The sequence below is a fragment of the Halocynthiibacter sp. SDUM655004 genome (assembly GCF_026015885.1).
In the GTDB taxonomy this organism is placed as follows: Bacteria; Pseudomonadota; Alphaproteobacteria; order Rhodobacterales; family Rhodobacteraceae; genus Falsihalocynthiibacter; species Falsihalocynthiibacter halioticoli.
This window is the reverse complement of sequence record NZ_JAPDUG010000002.1, coordinates 339414-357410: the sequence shown is the minus strand read 5'-3', so window position 1 is coordinate 357410 and position 17997 is coordinate 339414. Positions and strand designations below refer to the sequence as shown.

Sequence of the window (17997 nt, the reverse complement as noted above, 5' to 3'; positions counted from 1 at the left end):
ATTGTTGCAGAACATTTTATGAACACCTCTTTCCCTCTGATAAGGAGTTGGGTAGATTGCCGGTATGAGCACATTTGACGATAACGAGCCTCTAGACGCCCCGTCGCGCGTCCCCCTTTCGCAGCGCGCTATGCCAAAGCCACAGGTGGCTTATCTTGATGGTTTGAACCCTGCGCAGCGGCAAGCAGTCGAGCATCTGGACGGTCCGGTCCTTATGCTTGCAGGGGCCGGAACAGGTAAAACCAAGGCGCTAACCAGCCGCGTCGTGCATCTCGTAAATACGGGGCGGGCCGCGCCGCGCGATATTCTTGCAGTGACTTTTACAAATAAGGCCGCGCGAGAAATGAAGAACCGGATCGAGGTGATGCTGGATGGTAGTGGCGTTGGTATGCAGTGGCTCGGAACATTTCATGCGATTTGCGTAAAGCTCCTTCGCCGTCACGCGGAACTGGTTGGCCTCAAAAGTAACTTCACGATTCTAGATACGGACGACCAAATCCGCCTTCTTAAACAGTTGCTTTCGGCGGCGAATATCGATGAAAAACGCTGGCCCGCGCGACAGCTTTCTCACATCATAGACAGCTGGAAGAACCGTGCGTGGCTTCCGGAAACTGTGCCCTCGGCAGAAGCCGGTGCTTTTGATCACAAGGGCATCGAGCTTTATGCCCAGTATCAAGAGCGCTTGAAAACGTTAAACGCTTGTGATTTTGGCGATTTGCTTTTGCATATGGTCACGATTTTTCAGAAACACCCTGATGTTTTGGAGCTATATCAACAGTCGTTTAAATATATCCTTGTGGACGAGTATCAGGATACCAACGTCGCGCAATATCTTTGGCTGCGGTTGCTCGCGGGCGGGCATAAAAACATCTGTTGCGTGGGGGATGACGATCAGTCGATCTATGGCTGGCGTGGTGCCGAGGTCGGAAATATCCTGCGGTTCGAAAAGGACTTTCCCGGAGCATTTGTTGTTCGCCTCGAGCAAAACTATCGCTCCACGCCGCATATCCTTGCTGCTGCATCGGGCGTGATATCGGGCAACAAGGGCCGATTGGGCAAAGAGCTTTGGACAGAACGAACTGACGGCGAGAAGGTTCGCCTTATCGGTCACTGGGATGGCGAAGCGGAAGCGCGCTGGATCAGCGAAGAGATTGAAAACCTTCAGCGCGGACGGCACGGAGAGTCGGGCGAAAGCCTAGAGGATATTGCGATTCTCGTGCGTGCAAGCCACCAAATGCGGGCATTTGAAGAACGATTTCTTACCATTGGTTTGCCGTATCGTGTGATTGGCGGGCCTCGGTTCTATGAGCGCCTCGAGATTCGGGATGCGATGTCCTATTTCCGCATTGTGGTGAGTCCGGATGATGATTTGGCGTTCGAGCGTATCGTAAACACGCCTAAACGCGGTCTTGGAAAGGTTGCAATACAGAAGATGCACGCTGCGGGGCGTGATCACGGCGTCTCAATGCTCGAAGGCGCACGCATATTGATCGAGACGAAAGGTATTGGTGGCAAGGGCGGCAAGGAACTTGCGCAGCTGATTGAGAATATCGACAGGTGGTCCGAGCTTGCGAGCGGACGCCGCCGAGTGGTTGACCTGTTTGAAGTCAGTGACGATGTGATTGAGGAAGAGGTAGTTCAAGAAATTCCTGAAACTTCACGGACTTCTCACATTGAACTTGCCGAGATGATTTTGGATGAAAGCGGCTATACCGGTTTCTGGAAGAATGAAAAAACGCCCGAAGCGCCGGGGCGGCTTGAGAACCTCAAAGAATTGGTCAAGGCCCTAAATGATTTCGAGAATTTGCAAGGGTTCCTCGAACACGTCGCGCTTATTATGGATAATGAGAGCGAAGAAGCTGAGGAGAAGGTCACGATCATGACCCTCCATGCGGCAAAGGGCTTGGAGTTTCCGAATGTGTTTCTTCCTGGGTGGGAGGACGGTCTTTTCCCGAGTCAGCGTTCAATGGATGAAAGTGGCTTGAAAGGTTTGGAAGAGGAGCGCCGCCTTGCCTATGTGGGGATCACGCGGGCAGAGCGCCTTTGTACGATAACCTTTGCTGCCAATCGCTTTGTGTTCGGCCAATGGCAAACGTCTTTGCCAAGTAGGTTTATTGACGAATTGCCCGAAGATCATGTGGATTTACTAACGCCGCCAGGGCTATACGGCGGAGGTTTCGGTGCCGCAGCAACACCAGCGGCGATGGAGCAACGCGCGACCAAAGCAGATGTTTACAACTCCCCCGGCTGGAGACGCATGCAGCAACGCGCAAACGAGCGCCCTATTAGCCAGCCACGCGAAAGCCGCAACATCACAATCGACGCAACTGCGGTGAGTTCCTTTACGATTGAGGACCGGATTTTTCATCAGAAGTTCGGCTATGGAACAGTTGTAGAGATCGAAGGCGACAAGCTTGGCATTTCATTCGACAAAGCCGGTGACAAAAAAGTTGTGGCAAAGTTTGTCGTTCCTGCTGACAAGGCGGATGACGTGCCGTTTTAGGCGGCCAAGTCTTGCGAGAGAAATCCAACCTCTGAAAAAGAAAAAAACGGTGATGCCCGGGAGGAGGTGGGCATCACCGTCTTTTTGTTGCGTCCAGCCTCAGGGAGGAGGAGAGAGGCTTTTCGCGTTCGCCGGATCTCAGGGAGGAGGAGAGAGATCCTTCGAATATGTTGGAGCTAGGCTCCGGTATTACGACCGTAAACACAGGGAGGAGGAGAGTGTTTTCCGGTCTTGAGCGTCCGGCCTAGGGAGGAGGAGAAGGCCATTCGCTATATGTGCGGTGACCTCTGGGAGGAGGTAGAAATCACCGCTCTTTCGTCAGACCCAGGGAGGAGGAGAGGGTCCGATTAAGAATTCTTAGGCGCCGTATGCCGCTTCGAGGGCAACGCGTTTGATCATCGAACGGTTCAGGCCGAGGTCTGCCAGTTCACGGGCAGAAAGAGCCTCGAGCTCATTCAATGTGTTGCGGTACGTTTTGTACTGCGCGAATTTCTCAACCAGCGCTTTGTAAGCTGCTGTGATGCGAACTTGGATGCCAGCTTCTGCGGCGCGGATGTCTGTTGCAAATGCCATTGGCTTGCTCCATTTGAAGTTTTGTCTGCGCCGGATTGCGCTAACAACGATCAAAATAAGGGTTTGCTGCGAATGCACAATCCCGCTCATCGTCAATGCCGCTATGCAGAAAATGCATAAGTAAGGCTGACCTAAGGTAATTTTGCCGTGGCTCGAAAATCTTTATTTTAAAGGGCGAATTAACGCACCCCCTTGTGTCTGGCGCGCAAGAGGAGGATTTAGAGAAGCGGAATTTAACAAAAGGACATGTTACATGGCTGTTACAAAAGAGGCTGTCCAAGAGGTTCTGGCGGGAATCACTACGCCGGACGGAAGCACATTGGGCGCGCGCGATTTGGTTCGCGCGATCATGGTGAAGGATGGGGCGGTCCAGTTTGTCATCGAAACCACGTCCGCTGATGAGGCGCGAATGCTGGCTGGCGTTCGCGATGCAGCCGAGGTCGCTGTAAAGTCATTGCCGGGTGTGACTTCTGTCTCTGCGGTTCTGACCGCACATGGTCCAAAGGCGCCGCAGAAGCCTGCTGCACCTTCTGATGGCCCTGCACCTAGTCTTAAAATTGGCGGCCATCCAAAGCCGCAAGCCGCACCGATGAAGCCATCGGGTGTCGCGCGGATTATTGCCATCGGCTCGGGTAAGGGCGGCGTTGGTAAGTCTACTGTCTCAAGTAACCTCGCCGTTGCACTCGCCAAGCAGGGGCGAAAAGTTGGCCTACTTGATGCAGATATATATGGGCCGAGCCAGCCGCGCATGATGGGTGTTTCCAAGCGTCCGTCGTCGCCGGACGGCAAAACGATTATTCCGCTACAAGCGCACGGCGTCACTATGATGTCGATTGGTTTGATGGTTGATCCAGATAAAGCGGTGGTGTGGCGCGGCCCGATGCTTATGGGTGCGTTGCAGCAGATGTTGGGGCAGGTGCAGTGGGGCGAGCTTGATATTCTTCTTGTCGACCTTCCGCCCGGAACGGGGGATGTGCAGCTTACGCTCTGCCAGAAATCAGAGCTGACCGGCGCAATCGTTGTGTCTACGCCTCAGGATGTGGCGATGCTGGATGCCAAGAAAGCGCTCAATATGTTCTCGCAACTCAAAACGCCTGTTCTCGGGCTGATCGAGAACATGAGCACATATCATTGCCCCAACTGCGGGCATGAGGCGCATTTGTTCGGTCATGGCGGTGTCGCTGAAGAGGCGAAGAAGCTTGATGTGCCATTCCTTGGTGCGCTTCCTCTGGAACTTGATGTTCGCGTGGCCGGTGATAGCGGTACACCGATCGCCGCAGGTAATAGTCCTGCTGCAGAAGCCTACGCAGTTCTTGCTAAGCGATTGGTGGATGGCGGAATGGCCTAAACACGGGCGCTTCTATCGACTACGGGAAATCGTGGGAATATCTCGGGCCTTGCCGTTTGGCGAGGCCTTTTCTATTCCGAATCACTCGCCAAATTTGGGCGAATATTGCCAACACATGAGCAGAAACTGGTGATTATTGGTGCGTTTTCACCTCAGGTATTGGTTATTATGGGAAATTGTGGGAAAAAATTTCCAGCAATTCGAAGGCACAATATTTAGTGTTGTTTTTCGAGTATTGCACTACTTGAGCCGTTTTTCGGTGAGGGGTTGGATATTTGGTCTTGTTTTGTTCACGGCGCTGTTGTTGCGGGTTTAATGATTTCCCATAAAAAACACTTGATTGCCCATGCATTCCCATGCCATCCCTAATGCATAAGATGAGTACGGGATCAGGAGCAGATTAAGAACTCCGAATAAAACCCAAAAGTCAGGTTCATACAGGCACCCGTAATTCGTCAAATTTGAGATCCGGCGCGCGAGCGAGCAGACATCCCCCCAGGTGGCGCGTGCAGCTGGACTTTCCCGGAAACGGGACGAGGGCGGCGGATCGAGTAGTGGCAGCTAGCTCGATCCGCCGTTTCCATTTCGGGCCAATAAGCCCGCAGGTTAGAGGAGCTACGGCGACAGTGGCTAGAACGTTCCGAGGCGAAAGCGTCCACAAGGTGGATGCCAAGGGCAGGGTCTCTATCCCCGCTCTGTTTCGTCGTGTTCTAGAAGCTGGTGATCCGGATTGGCAGGCAGGTCAGGCGCCACGCGTTGTGATTGTCTATGGTGATTACCGCCGCCAGCAGCTCGAATGTTTTACTCAAGAAGCCATCGAAGAAGTTGACGCGCAAATCGCGAAACTTCCACGTGGCTCCAAGCGGCGCCAAGCGCTGCAGCGTCTTTATAGTGCGCAGGCCTTCCCGACTTCGGTTGATGAAACTGGCCGCCTCGTATTGCCCGCTAAACTTCGTAAAAAGATCGGGCTTCAGGGTGAAGCGTATTTCGTCGGTAACGGCGACACATTTGAAATCTGGTCTCCTGAAACCTATGAAATCATGGTGGATGAAGGCCTTGAGGGAGACGAGGACTTCGACCCTGATGCTGATCCAAGCATCTACCTCGACGGCATAGGCGAGGACTAAGCTTATGTCCGCTGCCACGGCCCCCAAGAAACCACACATTCCTGTTCTTCTGCGTCCCTTGCTGAAGGCCGTTGCGCCGATTACCGGTGAATGGCTCGACGGTACATTTGGCGCGGGCGGTTATACGCGCGCGCTTTTGGAGGCCGGAGCCGAGGTCGTTTATGGTGTTGATCGTGATCCAGCGGTCTTTGATATGGCGGCTGTCTGGGCGGATGACTACGGCGCGCGACTCAAGCTGGTTCAGAACACGTTTTCCAATCTGGATGAGGTAGCAACGGAGCTTGATGGGGTCGTGCTCGACCTTGGTGTGAGTTCTATGCAGCTTGACCAGCCAGATCGTGGCTTTTCGTTTATGAAGGACGGACCACTTGATATGCGGATGAGTCAGGCCGGCCCTTCTGCAGCGGATCTGGTGAACAGTGCCTCCGAAGCCGAGCTTGCCGATATTTTGTTTCAGTATGGAGAGGAGCGTGCAAGCCGCCGCATTGCTAAAGCCATTGTTGCTGCACGCACTACAGAGCCATTCACAACCACGCTCGCGCTTGCCGATCTAATCGAAAAGACGCTGGGCAAAGGAAAACCGGGCCAAAGCCACCCCGCGACACGCAGCTTTCAAGCGCTTCGGATTGCGGTGAATGATGAATTTGGCCAATTGATCGAAGGGCTTGAAGCCGCAGAGCGCGCCTTAAAGCCCGGCGGCAAGCTTGCCGTGGTGAGCTTCCATTCGCTTGAAGATCGTATCGTCAAGAAATTCCTTCAAGCGAGATCAAGCACAGGCGGGCAGGGCAACCGTTACGCGCCGACCACCGAGATTATCGAGCCGGCCTTCAAGCTCACGCCGCGCAAGGGCATTGGCCCAGACAGCGAAGAACTGGCTGAAAACCCACGATCCCGAAGCGCTATTTTGCGCGTCGCAACCCGAACCGAAGCTCCCGCGAGTGGTGCGGGCCGAAGCGGGCTGGGATTACCAAAACTTGTAACCGGAGTACGGAAGTAATGCGTACTTTTTTGTATATTTCATCAATGTTTCTTGTCCTGACGGTCGCATTCTGGGCCTACAACGAGAATTACAAAACGCAGGATGTGTTGAAAGAGATCGCGCACCTTCAATCCGAGATTGGCGTAAAGCGCGAGCGTCTTGGCATGCTTGAAGCGGAATGGGCCTATTTGAACCGCCCAGAGCGCCTTCGTGAATTGGCCGAGATCAACTTTGATAGCCTCGGTCTGCTTCCGTTCTTGCCTACGCAGTTTGGCAAGATCGATCAGGTTGCTTTTCCCGCAGCGGACCTTGAGGACGAGTTGGGCCCGATTACCTCTTCAATCGAGGTAATTGGAAGCTTGGAAGGAGAGGGCCAATGATGCGCACGCCTCTTCGTCCACTCGCCCGTATTCTCGCTGCGCGTGAAAAAGGCGAGAACCCAGACCATATCGAGCGTGAAAACATTCGCCTTCGCCACGAAGAACTGCGCGATAAAGCGCGCCGTGGTTCCGAGGGTCGGTTGCTTTTGCTTGGTGGCTTTTTTGTCATTGCATTCGCGACTGTTGGCCTGCGAATGGGGCATCTAAGTGCGACGGAGCCGAGCGAGCCGAAGTCCATGACGATCGGTGCGGGCATCACAGCGCAGCGCGCGAATATCGTGGATCGCAAAGGCCGGATACTGGCGACGAACCTCTCGACCTATTCGCTCTATGCCAACCCGCAGAACATGATCGATAAGCATCGGGCGGCCAAAGAACTTGCGGCGATTTTTCCGGAGCTCAAGGAAGAACGGCTAATCAAGGATTTTACAGGGTCTCGGAAATTCCTTTGGATTCGCAAGAAGTTATCGCCAGAGCAGATGCAAGCGGTCCATGAAATTGGCGATCCCGGTCTGGTATTCGGGCCGCGTGAAATGCGGCTTTATCCCAACGGGCGCTTGGCGGCGCATGTTTTGGGTGGTGCGAGTTTTGGCCGTGAAGGCGTGCATTCTGCCGAGGTGATCGGAACCGCAGGCGTTGAGAAGTATTTTGACGAGTTTTTGCGTGACCCTGCAAATGGTGGTCAGCCGCTAGAGCTTTCGCTAGACCTCACAGTTCAAGCCGCAACCCGCGAAGTGCTTTACGGCGGCATGAAGCTGATGCAGGCCAAAGGTGCGACTGCGGTTTTGATGGACGCCTATTCCGGCGAGGTCGTCTCGATGGTGTCTTTGCCGGATTTCGATCCGAACAAACGCCCACGTGTTCTGACATCCGGCGATGCTTCCGATAGCCCGCTCTTTAACCGCGCGGTGCAGGGCGTTTATGAGCTTGGCTCAACATTCAAAATTTTTGCGACAGCACAGTCGCTTGATCTGGGCCTCGTCAATCCTGCGACGCTGATCAACACGCAGGGGCCATTGCGCTGGGGCAAGTTCAAGATTCGCGACTTCCACAATTACGGGCCGACGCTGTCTGTAACGGATATTATCGTTGAGTCCTCCAATATCGGTACTGCGCGTCTTGCAATGCAGATTGGCAGCGAGCGGCAGCGTGCGTTCCTCGATAAGCTTGGTTTTCTTGACGCCACGCCGGTTGAGCTAACCGAAGCGTCGGGCGCCAAACCGCTCTTGCCCAAGAACTGGAGCGAGTTGTCGGCAATGACAATTTCCTACGGCCACGGCCTTTCTGCGAGCCCACTTCACCTTGCAACGGCCTATGCGTCGCTTCTCAATGGCGGGCAAAAAGTTAAACCAACGTTGCTGAAACAAAAGGTAACGCCGCCGCTTGGTGAGCGTGTTGTGAGCTATGAGACATCCGTCGCATCGCGCGACATGTTGCGTCAGGTTGTTAAGCGCGGAACCGCCAGTTTCGGCGAAGTAGAAGGCTATGCCGTTGGCGGAAAAACCGGTTCTGCGGATAAACCAAAGCCGCGTGGCGGGTACTATGACGACAAGGTCATTGCGACCTTTGCCAGTGTATTTCCGGCCCATAAACCAAAGTATGTGCTGATTGTGACGCTGGATGAGCCCTCTATTCACTCGATGGGTGAAACGCGACGCACAGCGGGATGGACAGCTGTCCCTGTAGCTGCCGAGATCATCACTCGGATCGCGCCGCTTTTGGGGCTGAGACCAGAGATTGAACCCGACGCCATAGATGAGATAACACTGACCAGCAATTGATCCGTGAGCAGGTGGGGCAAATGGCAGAAACACAGAAACCAAGGCGCCTTGCCGATTTGGGATTAACCGCACGTGGCGGTGCAGATGCACGAATTACCGGCATCACAGTAGATAGCCGCGAGGTCGAAAAAGGGTATCTATTTGCGGCACTTCCGGGTGTGACGGTTCATGGCGCGGAGTTCATCCAATACGCGCTGCGCATGGAAGCGAGCGCGATCCTTACCGATGCCGAAGGGGCCAAAATTGCGGCCGAGTACCTGAAAGAATCAGATGTCGCTGTTGTGATCGCCGAGGACGCTCGAATGGCGCTGGCCTATGCTGCTGCGCTGTTCTATGCAGGACAACCCGCACATATGGTCGCTATTACGGGTACCAACGGTAAAACGTCTGTTGCGAACTTTACGCGCCAGATTTGGGCAGCACTTGGTTTTAGTGCCGCGAACCTTGGCACGACCGGTGTTGAGGGCGCGTATCAGGCGCCGCTGTCGCATACAACGCCCGAGCCGATCACGCTTCACAAGCTGCTTTCGGATATGGCGCGAGCTGGTATCACACATGCTGCGATGGAGGCCTCAAGCCACGGTTTGGCACAATGTCGGCTTGATGGTGTGCATCTTATGGCTGCGGGATTTACCAATTTTACTCAGGATCACCTCGATTATCACAAGGACTTCGAGGATTACTTCGACGCAAAAGCAGGCTTGTTTGCCCGCGTGCTTCAACCCGATGGCACGGCCGTAATCAACACCGATGATCCACGCGGGAAAGACATGGCGAAGATCGCAGAAGATCGCGGCCAAAAGCTTCTGACAGTTGGAAGATCAGAAGATGCAAGCTTGCGCTTGATGGCGCAACGCTATGAGGCCGCGGGTCAGGAACTTCTGTTCTCCTACGAAGGCGCCAGCCGTAGCATAAGCCTGCCGCTCATCGGCGGGTTTCAAGCGGAAAATGTGCTACTCGCTTCCGGACTCGCGATCGCATGTGGTGCAGAGGCGCAGGCCGTGTTTGACACGCTGCACGAGCTGCAAACCGTTCCGGGCCGGATGCAGCTTGCCGCCACGCGTGAGAATGGCGCGACTGTGTTCGTTGATTATGCCCACACGCCAGATGCCGTCGCCACCGCACTCAAGGCGCTGCGCCCGCATGTTTTGGGGCGCATTGTTATCGTGCTTGGCGCGGGTGGAGATCGCGATACTGGTAAGCGCAAACTCATGGGCGAAGCCGCTGCGCGTTATGCAGACGTTGTGTTTGTTACCGATGATAATCCCCGCAACGAAGAGCCCGCTGTGATCCGCAGTATGGTTATGGAGGGATGCCCCGAGGCCCATAATATCGGTGATCGCGCCGAAGCGATATTGCGTGGCGTTGATGCGCTCGGGCCAGGAGATGCTCTTTTGATAGCGGGGAAAGGTCACGAAAAGGGCCAGACAATCGGAGACGTGGTTCTGCCCTTTGATGATGTTGAACAGGCCAGCGTTGCAGTGGCCGCACTTGAGGGACGGCTGGCATGACCACGCTTTGGACACAAGAGGAAGCCGTGGCCGCGACAGGCGGTGAAGCGCGTGGCGATTGGGCTGTTACCGGCGTTTCTATTGATACGCGCACCATCGCAGAAGGTGATTTGTTTGTAGCGCTTAAAGCAGCGCGCGACGGCCATGATTTCGTAGCGCAGGCGCTAGCGGCTGGCGCCAGTGCGGCACTTGTTTCGCGTGTTCCAGATGGCGTTTCGGCTGATGCGCCCTTATTGATCGTGCCTGATGTTCTGACTGCGCTTGAAGATTTGGGGCGTGCGGCTCGAGCACGAACGAAGGGCAAAGTCATCGCGGTAACTGGTTCTGTTGGTAAGACTTCGACCAAGGAAATGCTGCGCACGGTTCTGGCGAGGCAAGGCAAGACCCACGCTGCCGAAGCCAGCTATAACAACCATTGGGGTGTGCCGCTGACACTGGCGCGAATGCCTGCGGACACAGATTTCGCTGTAATCGAGATCGGCATGAACCACCCCGGCGAAATCGCACCACTAACCGACATGGCACGCCCGCATGTGGCAATGGTCACAACAGTTGCTGCTGCTCATCTTGAAGCCTTCGAGAATATTCAAGGCATCGCGCGAGAAAAAGCAGCGATATTTGACGGGCTTGTAGATGACGGGACCTCCGTCGTGAACGCCGATCTTGAAACTACGGATATCCTGCTTGAGGCCGCACGCGGCGAGATTGTACTTTTCGGTGCCTCCGAAAAGGCCAGTTATCGTCTTTTGGACGTACAGCTCGCCAATGACACGACAATCGTTTCTGCTGAGCTTGAGGGACAACCATGCTTGTTCAAGCTCTCCACAGCGGGGCGGCATTTTGCAACAAATGCCATCGGTGTGCTGGCCTGTGTCGCCGCGGCTGGCGGAGATTTGGCGCTTGCGTCTGCTGATCTTGCCCATTGGGTGCCTCCGTCGGGCCGTGGAACCCGAGAGACTGTGTTTCTAGACAGGGTAGAGCGGCAAATGACGCTCGAGATGATTGATGACGCCTTTAACGCCAACCCGACCTCGATGGAGGCCGCCCTCGAAGTGCTCGCCGCGTCAACACCACAAGAAAACCTTGGCCAAAACCGCAAAGGCCGCCGCGTTGCATTTCTTGGTGACATGCTTGAGCTGGGAGAGAACGCAGCAGAGCAACACGCCGAATTGGCAAATTTTCCGATGATCACAGAGATCACAACCGTCCACTGCATTGGGCCGCTTATGCGTGGGCTTTATGATGCGCTCCCGTTGGAAATTCGTGGGAAATGGGCAGAAACCGCAGCGGAAATCGCGGCTGAAGCTCACGAATTGATCGACGCGGGGGATGTAGTGCTGGTAAAGGGATCAAAAGGCAGCAAAACCGCGCTTATCGTGGATGCCATCAGAAAACTGGGCCAAACGGCTCCAACACAAGAATAAGGGACACACCCGATGCTATTCTGGCTAACCGAACTCTCTGACGGCGGGGATGTGTTCAACCTCTTTCGCTATATCACCTTCCGTGCAGGCGGTGCGTTTTTCACAGCGCTGATCTTTGGGTTTATATTTGGACGACCGCTCATAAACCTGCTGCGCATAAAGCAAGGGCGTGGCCAGCCAATCCGCCACGACGGCCCCGAAGGCCACCTCGCCAAGGCCGGCACGCCAACAATGGGCGGGCTTTTGATCCTGTCAGCGCTGGTGGTTGCGACGCTGCTTTGGGCGCGGCTGGATAATCCCTATGTGATTATGGTGTTGTTTGTGACGCTCGGTTTCGGCGCGATTGGTTTTGCGGACGATTATGCAAAGGTTAGCAAACACAATACAGACGGCGTATCGGGCAAAATCCGGTTCGGGCTTGGGCTTATCATTGCTGCGATCGCTGGCGTTTGGGCCGCGTGGTATCATCCAGATGCCCTAAGCAACCAACTCGCGATGCCGTTCTTCAAGAATACGTTGCTGAACCTTAGTATTTTCTTTGTCCCCTTCACTATGATTGTGATCGTCGGGTCGGCCAATGCGGTAAACTTGACAGATGGTCTTGATGGTCTGGCGATTATGCCGGTGATGATTGCCGCTGGCGCACTTGGTGTGATCGCTTATGCCGTTGGTCGCGTCGACTTTACTGAGTACCTCGATGTGCATTACGTGCCGGGCACGGGTGAAATATTCGTGTTTACCTCGGCGCTCATCGGTGGGGGGCTTGGGTTCCTCTGGTACAACGCACCGCCTGCGGCGGTTTTCATGGGCGATACGGGTTCGCTTGCGCTGGGCGGCGCCTTGGGTGCGATTGCGGTTGCGACAAAGCACGAGATCGTTCTTGCGATCGTCGGTGGCCTATTCGTTGTTGAAGCGCTCTCTGTGATTATTCAGGTGCTTTATTTCAAGCGCACAGGAAAGCGCGTGTTCCTGATGGCGCCAATCCACCACCATTATGAAAAGAAGGGCTGGGCGGAACCTCAGATCGTGATCCGCTTCTGGATTATTTCGCTGGTGTTGGCGCTGATCGGTTTGGCGACGCTGAAGGTTCGCTAAGACTGCGTCCAGATTTCGGAGACAGAAATGATTGATGTCAAAGGATATGAAGGCCAGCGCGTCGCGGTTCTTGGGCTTGGGCGGTCTGGCATGGCGACGGCGCGCGCGCTGAAGGCAGGCGATGCCGAGCCCTTGGTTTGGGACGACAGCGCAGAGGCTCGTGACAAAGCAGAGGCGGAAGGCTTTACGATTCATGACCTTGGCAAGCAGGGCGCATTTGACGATGTCGCCGCGCTTATTCTTTCGCCCGGTATCCCGCATCTCTATCCTGAGCCGAACAAATACGTGGCCCTTGCATGGCAGGCGGGTGTTCCGGTTGATAACGATATCAGCCTGTTTTTCCGAAGCTTTGCCACACAGGATTGGGATAATTTTGATACGATCCCCCGTGTTGTCACTGTAACGGGGAGTAACGGAAAATCCACCACCAGCGCGCTTATTCACCACGTGTTGCAACATGTGAACCGCCCCACGCAGCTTGCCGGAAACATCGGCGTTGGCGTGCTTGATATTGACCCTGCGATTGACGGCGAGGTCGTGGTTCTTGAACTGTCGTCTTATCAGACAGACCTTGCGCGAAACCTTACGCCCGACATCGCGGTGCTGACCAACATGTCGCCCGATCATCTTGATCGCCACGGTGGATTTGGCGGTTATTTCGCAGCAAAACGTCGGTTGTTCGCCGAGGGCGGACCCGATCGCGCGATAGTCGGCATTGATGAGCCAGAGGGCGCATATCTGGCAAACCAATTGGCCACCTCCGCAACCGATGACCGCGTGATCCGCATTTCGACCAAGCAGAAGTTGGCGGGGAAAGGCTGGAACGTATTTGTCCGCAAAGGTTTCTTGTCGGAGTACCGAAAAGGGCGTCAGGCGGGCTATATTGACCTGCGCGAAATCGAAGGGCTCCCCGGCGTTCACAACCATCAGAATGCCTGTGCCGCCTATGCCGTGTGCCGGTCGCTTGGATTGGCGCCGCGTGTCATCGAAGAGGCATTCAAAAGCTTTGCAGGCCTTCCACATCGAAGCCAAACCATAGCGAATATCAATGGCGTGCGCTTTGTAAACGATAGCAAAGCAACCAATGTCGAGAGCGCAGCCTGTGCGCTTGAGGCGTTCAAGAACATCCGTTGGATTTGTGGCGGTCTTGAGAAAGAAGGCGGGCTTGCGGGACTTGCGCCACATTTTGACAACGTCAAGAAAGCTTATGTGATCGGGCGCGACGCGCGCAAGTTCGCGCTTGGCCTAGAGGGCGTTGATCTTGAGATTTGCGAAACCATGGAAGCTGCCGTTTCCCAAGCCGCACGGGATGCAGAGAAGGGGGATACCGTTTTGCTTGCCCCTGCGGCCGCGAGTTTCGATCAATACGACAGCTTTGAAAAACGCGGCGAGGATTTCATCGCGCAGGTAAACGCGCTTTAGACCGCCGCCGCGCCGCACACCTTCGGCCTGTCTCTCGTGTTTTAAAGCTGGATTAAATTCGCTGTCCGCGTTAGGATTCCGCACAGACCCGGCAAACGGGCGTTTTGAGGCAGTAATAGGCGGTATCCATGACCGAGATGGTGTATGGCACACTCCCCCGACAGGGCGGAGAGCCGGTGCTCCCACGTTGGTGGCGCACGATTGATAAACTCACGTTGATTTTTATTCTCGTACTGTTCGGGATCGGGCTTCTGCTCGGCTTTGCCGCGTCGCCACCGCTCGCCGAGAAAAACGGGTTTGAGCCGTTTCACTACGTATTCCGCCAAGGCTTCTTTGGCTCAATTGCCCTAATCGTGATGGTGTCTGTTTCTGTAATGTCGCCTCTGATGGTGCGGCGGCTAGGTGTTCTGGGGTTTGTCGCGGCGTTCATTGCGCTGGCATTGTTGCCGGTTCTGGGAACCGATTTCGGCAAGGGCGCTACACGGTGGTACTCCCTCGGGTTTGCCTCGGTGCAGCCAAGCGAGTTCCTCAAGCCCGGCTTTGTGATTGTGACGGCTTGGCTCATGGCAGCCAGTCAGGAGATCAACGGACCACCAGGCAAGATCATGTCATTCAGCTTGGTTTTGACGATTGTACTTTTCCTCGCGATGCAGCCCGATTTTGGACAGGCCGCGCTGATCCTCTTTGGGTGGGGCGTGATGTATTTCGTGGCTGGGGCTCCTATTTTCCTGCTGATCGGCATTGCGGTGCTTGTCGTATTGGGCGGGATGTTTGCGTATAATAACTCCGAACACTTCGCGCGCCGAATTGATGGCTTCCTGAACCCTGATATCGATCCCACAACCCAGATGGGATATGCCACAAACGCCATCCGCGAAGGGGGCTATTTCGGCGTTGGTGTTGGTGAGGGACAGGTCAAATGGTCGCTTCCTGATGCGCATACCGATTTTATTATCGCCGTTGCCGCAGAGGAATACGGTTTGGTGCTTGTGCTCGCCATTATATTCCTGTTTCTCGTCATCACGGTGCGCTCGCTGTATCGTTTGATGCGGGAGCGCGATCCTTTTGCGCGGATAGCCGGAACGGGGCTGGCTTGTATGTTTGGCATTCAAGCTTTCATCAACATGGGTGTGGCGGTGCGTTTGCTGCCAGCTAAGGGGATGACACTTCCGTTTGTAAGCTATGGTGGCTCGTCGCTGGTTGCTGGTGGTATCGCTGTTGGGATGCTGCTCGCGCTGACACGAACACGTCCGCAAGGGGTCATCGGAGATCACTTTATTGGCCGTGGACGCGGCACGCTAGGACAGAATAAATGACGCAGACACTCGTAATCGCAGCAGGTGGAACCGGCGGGCATATGTTCCCCGCACAGGCTCTTGCCGAGGCGATGCTGGCCAAAGGATGGGCCGTAAAGCTCTCAACTGATGCGCGCGGTGCGCGATACACTGGCGGCTTCCCGCCCGAGGTTGAGATCGAAGTGCTTTCAAGCGCCACCTTTGCGCGCGGTGGTGTGCTGGCAAAGCTTGCAGTTCCATTTCGCATAGTCGGCGGTATCATTTCTGCGGTCTGGAAGATGCAACGCACTAAGCCAAGCGTGGTTGTTGGTTTCGGTGGCTATCCGTCAATTCCCGCTGTTGCGGCAGCTTGGATTTTGCGCCGCCCGCGTGCGCTTCATGAGCAGAACGGTGTCTTGGGGCGCGTGAACCAGGTCTTTGCCAAGCGCGTAAACGCGGTGGCTTGCGGAACTTGGCCGACGGAGCTTCCCAAAGAAGTTGAAGGAATTGATACCGGGAACCCCGTGCGCAGCGCTGTCTTGGATCGAGCCGGTGCCGGATACATCGAGCCAGGGGATTACCCAATGTCGCTTTTGGTCATGGGCGGAAGTCAAGGCGCGCGCATTTTGTCCGATGTCGTACCGCCAGCGATCGCAGCCTTGCCGATGGAATTGCGCCGCAATATCCGCGTTGACCAGCAAGCACGCGAAGAAGATATCGAACGCGTAACTGAATACTATGAATCCGAAGCGATCAAAGCTGACATCAAGCCTTTTTTCAAAGATGTTCCCCGCCGTATGAGCGAATGCCAGCTTGTAATCGCCCGCAGTGGTGCAAGCACGGTTGCCGACATCAGCGTGATTGGGCGACCAGCGATTTTTGTACCGCTCGCCGCTGCGATCCGCGACGAGCAAACTGCCAACGCCCGCTCTTTGGCCGAAGCCGGAGCCGCCGAGATCATGCAGGAATCCGAATTCACACCAGAGAGCCTTTGCGCGAAAATCACAGAGATTCTGACAGACCCTGATCGCGCGAACAAAATGGCAAGTGCTGCGCTATCTTGTAGCAAGCCGGATGCAACAGAGCGGCTCGTCGATCTCGTTGAAACACTAAGCCAGACACCGACCCAAAACCACCGCCAGACAGAGGCCCTTACATGAACGCAAAAGCCACGAAACTTCCCAATGAAATGGGGCCAATCCACTTTGTCGGCATTGGCGGCATCGGGATGTCTGGCATTGCAGAAGTGCTTCTGAATCACGGTTATACCGTTCAGGGTAGTGACCTGAAGACAAGCAAAATCACCGACCGTCTTGCAGAACTGGGCGCGACAATCTTTATCGGGCAAAAGCCCGAGAACCTTGAGAATGCCGAAGTTGTGGTGATTTCAAGCGCGATCAAACCGGGGAACCCAGAACTCGACTCTGCGCGGCTTCGTGGCCTTCCCGTGGTGCGCCGTGCGGAGATGTTGGCCGAGTTGATGCGCCTGAAGAGTAACATCGCTGTCGCAGGTACCCACGGCAAAACGACGACAACAACCATGGTGGCCACGCTTCTGGATGCGGGTGGGATTGACCCAACGGTTATTAACGGGGGGATCATCCACGCCTATGGTTCGAATGCCCGCATGGGGCAGGGCGAGTGGATGGTTGTTGAAGCTGACGAGAGCGACGGCACCTTTAACCGCCTTCCAGCGACGATCGCGATTGTGACCAACATTGACCCGGAACATATGGAGCATTGGGGCGATTTCGACACTCTGCGCCAAGGGTTCCTCGAATTCGTAAGTAACATACCATTTTATGGCCTTGCGGTGTGCTGCACGGATCACCATGAAGTTCAGTCGCTTGTGGGTAAGATCTCGGATCGGCGCGTTGTGACCTTTGGGTTTAACGCCCAAGCCGACGTACGGGCGGTGAACCTGACGTATAAGGCGGGCGTTGCCCATTTTGATATTGCCCTGCAGGCCGAAGGGATTGTGATCGAAGATTGTTCGTTGCCGATGCCCGGCGATCATAACGTGAGCAATGCGCTCTCTGCGGTTGCTGTAGCGCGGCACCTTGGTATGAAAACCGAAGAGATCCGCGATGCGCTGCGGAATTTCGGTGGCGTGAACCGTCGTTTCACCAAGGTTGGTGAAGTCGACGGCGTCACGATCATCGATGACTACGGCCACCACCCAGTTGAAATAGCCGCTGTTCTAAAGGCAGCGCGCCAAGCCACGAGCCACACCGAGGGCGCGCGCGTGATTGCTGTTCACCAGCCGCACCGTTACAGCCGCCTGCACTCACTCTTTGACGATTTCTGTGCCTGTTTCAACGATGCGGATGTTGTCGGGATTTCCGAAGTCTTTTCCGCAGGTGAGGATGTCATCGAGGGCGCAACGCGGGACGATCTCGTTGCTGGCCTCATTCGCCATGGCCACCGTCATGCGCGCGCCGTAACCAGCGAAGACGATCTTGTGCGTTTGGTTCGGGAACAGGCGCGTTCGGGCGATATCGTTGTGTGTCTCGGCGCAGGGACGATCTCGGCATGGGCCAACAACCTGCCGGAACTGCTAACTGAATAACGACGAGCGAG

General features: G+C 55.2%; 14 protein-coding genes. 13 read left to right on the top strand and 1 reads right to left on the bottom strand.

Annotated features, from left to right (window positions below; translation table 11 throughout):
- The first annotated feature begins 64 nt into the window (after nucleotides 1-64).
- Nucleotides 65-2503, top strand: a complete 2439-nt coding sequence (locus tag N9C89_RS09385; RefSeq protein WP_263953619.1) for an ATP-dependent helicase — start codon at nucleotides 65-67, stop codon at nucleotides 2501-2503.
- A gap of 357 nt (nucleotides 2504-2860) precedes the next feature.
- Here N9C89_RS09385 and N9C89_RS09380 read toward each other — a convergent pair whose 3' ends face one another.
- Nucleotides 2861-3076: a DUF1127 domain-containing protein gene (locus N9C89_RS09380; RefSeq protein ID WP_263953618.1), complete on the bottom strand. Its 216-nt coding sequence runs from the start codon at nucleotides 3074-3076 to the stop codon at nucleotides 2861-2863.
- A gap of 253 nt (nucleotides 3077-3329) precedes the next feature.
- Between N9C89_RS09380 and N9C89_RS09375 the strand changes: the two genes are divergently transcribed.
- From N9C89_RS09375 to murC, 12 genes are all read left to right on the top strand, one after another.
- Nucleotides 3330-4424, top strand: coding sequence for an Mrp/NBP35 family ATP-binding protein (locus N9C89_RS09375; RefSeq protein ID WP_263953617.1), 1095 nt, complete (start codon nucleotides 3330-3332; stop codon nucleotides 4422-4424).
- Nucleotides 4425-5050: 626 nt separating this feature from the next.
- On the top strand, nucleotides 5051-5551 hold the full coding sequence (gene mraZ, locus N9C89_RS09370; protein ID WP_263953616.1) for a division/cell wall cluster transcriptional repressor MraZ: 501 nt from the start codon (nucleotides 5051-5053) through the stop codon (nucleotides 5549-5551).
- Nucleotides 5552-5555: 4 nt separating this feature from the next.
- A complete protein-coding gene (gene rsmH, locus N9C89_RS09365; RefSeq protein ID WP_263953615.1) occupies nucleotides 5556-6548 on the top strand; it encodes a 16S rRNA (cytosine(1402)-N(4))-methyltransferase RsmH in 993 nt (330 codons plus the stop codon).
- Complete coding sequence (locus tag N9C89_RS09360; protein WP_263953614.1) at nucleotides 6548-6910, top strand: cell division protein FtsL; 363 nt, start codon at nucleotides 6548-6550, stop codon at nucleotides 6908-6910. The genes rsmH and N9C89_RS09360 overlap by 1 nt, the downstream gene beginning before the upstream one ends.
- The gene (locus tag N9C89_RS09355) at nucleotides 6907-8691 is read left to right on the top strand and encodes a peptidoglycan D,D-transpeptidase FtsI family protein (RefSeq protein ID WP_263953613.1); all 1785 of its coding nucleotides are present in this window, start codon (nucleotides 6907-6909) and stop codon (nucleotides 8689-8691) included. Before N9C89_RS09360 ends, N9C89_RS09355 begins: the two co-directional genes overlap by 4 nt.
- Nucleotides 8692-8711: 20 nt before the next feature.
- Nucleotides 8712-10202, top strand: a complete 1491-nt coding sequence (locus tag N9C89_RS09350) for a UDP-N-acetylmuramoyl-L-alanyl-D-glutamate--2,6-diaminopimelate ligase (protein ID WP_263953612.1) — start codon at nucleotides 8712-8714, stop codon at nucleotides 10200-10202.
- Nucleotides 10199-11626: a UDP-N-acetylmuramoyl-tripeptide--D-alanyl-D-alanine ligase gene (locus tag N9C89_RS09345; RefSeq protein WP_263953611.1), complete on the top strand. Its 1428-nt coding sequence runs from the start codon at nucleotides 10199-10201 to the stop codon at nucleotides 11624-11626. The genes N9C89_RS09350 and N9C89_RS09345 overlap by 4 nt, the downstream gene beginning before the upstream one ends.
- Before the next feature lie 12 nt (nucleotides 11627-11638).
- Complete coding sequence (mraY, locus tag N9C89_RS09340) at nucleotides 11639-12721, top strand: phospho-N-acetylmuramoyl-pentapeptide-transferase (RefSeq protein WP_263953610.1); 1083 nt, start codon at nucleotides 11639-11641, stop codon at nucleotides 12719-12721.
- A gap of 27 nt (nucleotides 12722-12748) precedes the next feature.
- Nucleotides 12749-14143, top strand: coding sequence for a UDP-N-acetylmuramoyl-L-alanine--D-glutamate ligase (gene murD / locus N9C89_RS09335; RefSeq protein WP_263953609.1), 1395 nt, complete (start codon nucleotides 12749-12751; stop codon nucleotides 14141-14143).
- A 128-nt stretch (nucleotides 14144-14271) separates the two neighbouring features.
- On the top strand, nucleotides 14272-15459 hold the full coding sequence (gene ftsW / locus N9C89_RS09330) for a putative lipid II flippase FtsW (protein WP_263953608.1): 1188 nt from the start codon (nucleotides 14272-14274) through the stop codon (nucleotides 15457-15459).
- Nucleotides 15456-16577: a UDP-N-acetylglucosamine--N-acetylmuramyl-(pentapeptide) pyrophosphoryl-undecaprenol N-acetylglucosamine transferase gene (locus N9C89_RS09325; protein WP_263953607.1), complete on the top strand. Its 1122-nt coding sequence runs from the start codon at nucleotides 15456-15458 to the stop codon at nucleotides 16575-16577. The genes ftsW and N9C89_RS09325 overlap by 4 nt, the downstream gene beginning before the upstream one ends.
- On the top strand, nucleotides 16574-17986 hold the full coding sequence (gene murC, locus N9C89_RS09320; protein WP_263953606.1) for a UDP-N-acetylmuramate--L-alanine ligase: 1413 nt from the start codon (nucleotides 16574-16576) through the stop codon (nucleotides 17984-17986). The genes N9C89_RS09325 and murC overlap by 4 nt, the downstream gene beginning before the upstream one ends.
- The last annotated feature ends 11 nt before the right edge of the window (nucleotides 17987-17997 follow it).

What these genes read in the sequence shown, in the direction of transcription:
- N9C89_RS09350 (WP_263953612.1), top strand. Translation starts at nt 8,712, where the DNA reads ATGGCAGAAACACAGAAACCAAGGCGCCTTGCCGATTTGGGATTAACC.
- murD (WP_263953609.1), top strand. Translation starts at nt 12,749, where the DNA reads ATGATTGATGTCAAAGGATATGAAGGCCAGCGCGTCGCGGTTCTTGGG.
- N9C89_RS09380 (WP_263953618.1), bottom strand. Translation starts at nt 3,076, where the DNA reads ATGGCATTTGCAACAGACATCCGCGCCGCAGAAGCTGGCATCCAAGTT.
- rsmH (WP_263953615.1), top strand. Translation starts at nt 5,556, where the DNA reads ATGTCCGCTGCCACGGCCCCCAAGAAACCACACATTCCTGTTCTTCTG.
- murC (WP_263953606.1), top strand. Translation starts at nt 16,574, where the DNA reads ATGAACGCAAAAGCCACGAAACTTCCCAATGAAATGGGGCCAATCCAC.
- N9C89_RS09345 (WP_263953611.1), top strand. Translation starts at nt 10,199, where the DNA reads ATGACCACGCTTTGGACACAAGAGGAAGCCGTGGCCGCGACAGGCGGT.
- N9C89_RS09385 (WP_263953619.1), top strand. Translation starts at nt 65, where the DNA reads ATGAGCACATTTGACGATAACGAGCCTCTAGACGCCCCGTCGCGCGTC.
- mraY (WP_263953610.1), top strand. Translation starts at nt 11,639, where the DNA reads ATGCTATTCTGGCTAACCGAACTCTCTGACGGCGGGGATGTGTTCAAC.
- N9C89_RS09360 (WP_263953614.1), top strand. Translation starts at nt 6,548, where the DNA reads ATGCGTACTTTTTTGTATATTTCATCAATGTTTCTTGTCCTGACGGTC.
- N9C89_RS09355 (WP_263953613.1), top strand. Translation starts at nt 6,907, where the DNA reads ATGATGCGCACGCCTCTTCGTCCACTCGCCCGTATTCTCGCTGCGCGT.
- N9C89_RS09325 (WP_263953607.1), top strand. Translation starts at nt 15,456, where the DNA reads ATGACGCAGACACTCGTAATCGCAGCAGGTGGAACCGGCGGGCATATG.
- N9C89_RS09375 (WP_263953617.1), top strand. Translation starts at nt 3,330, where the DNA reads ATGGCTGTTACAAAAGAGGCTGTCCAAGAGGTTCTGGCGGGAATCACT.
- ftsW (WP_263953608.1), top strand. Translation starts at nt 14,272, where the DNA reads ATGACCGAGATGGTGTATGGCACACTCCCCCGACAGGGCGGAGAGCCG.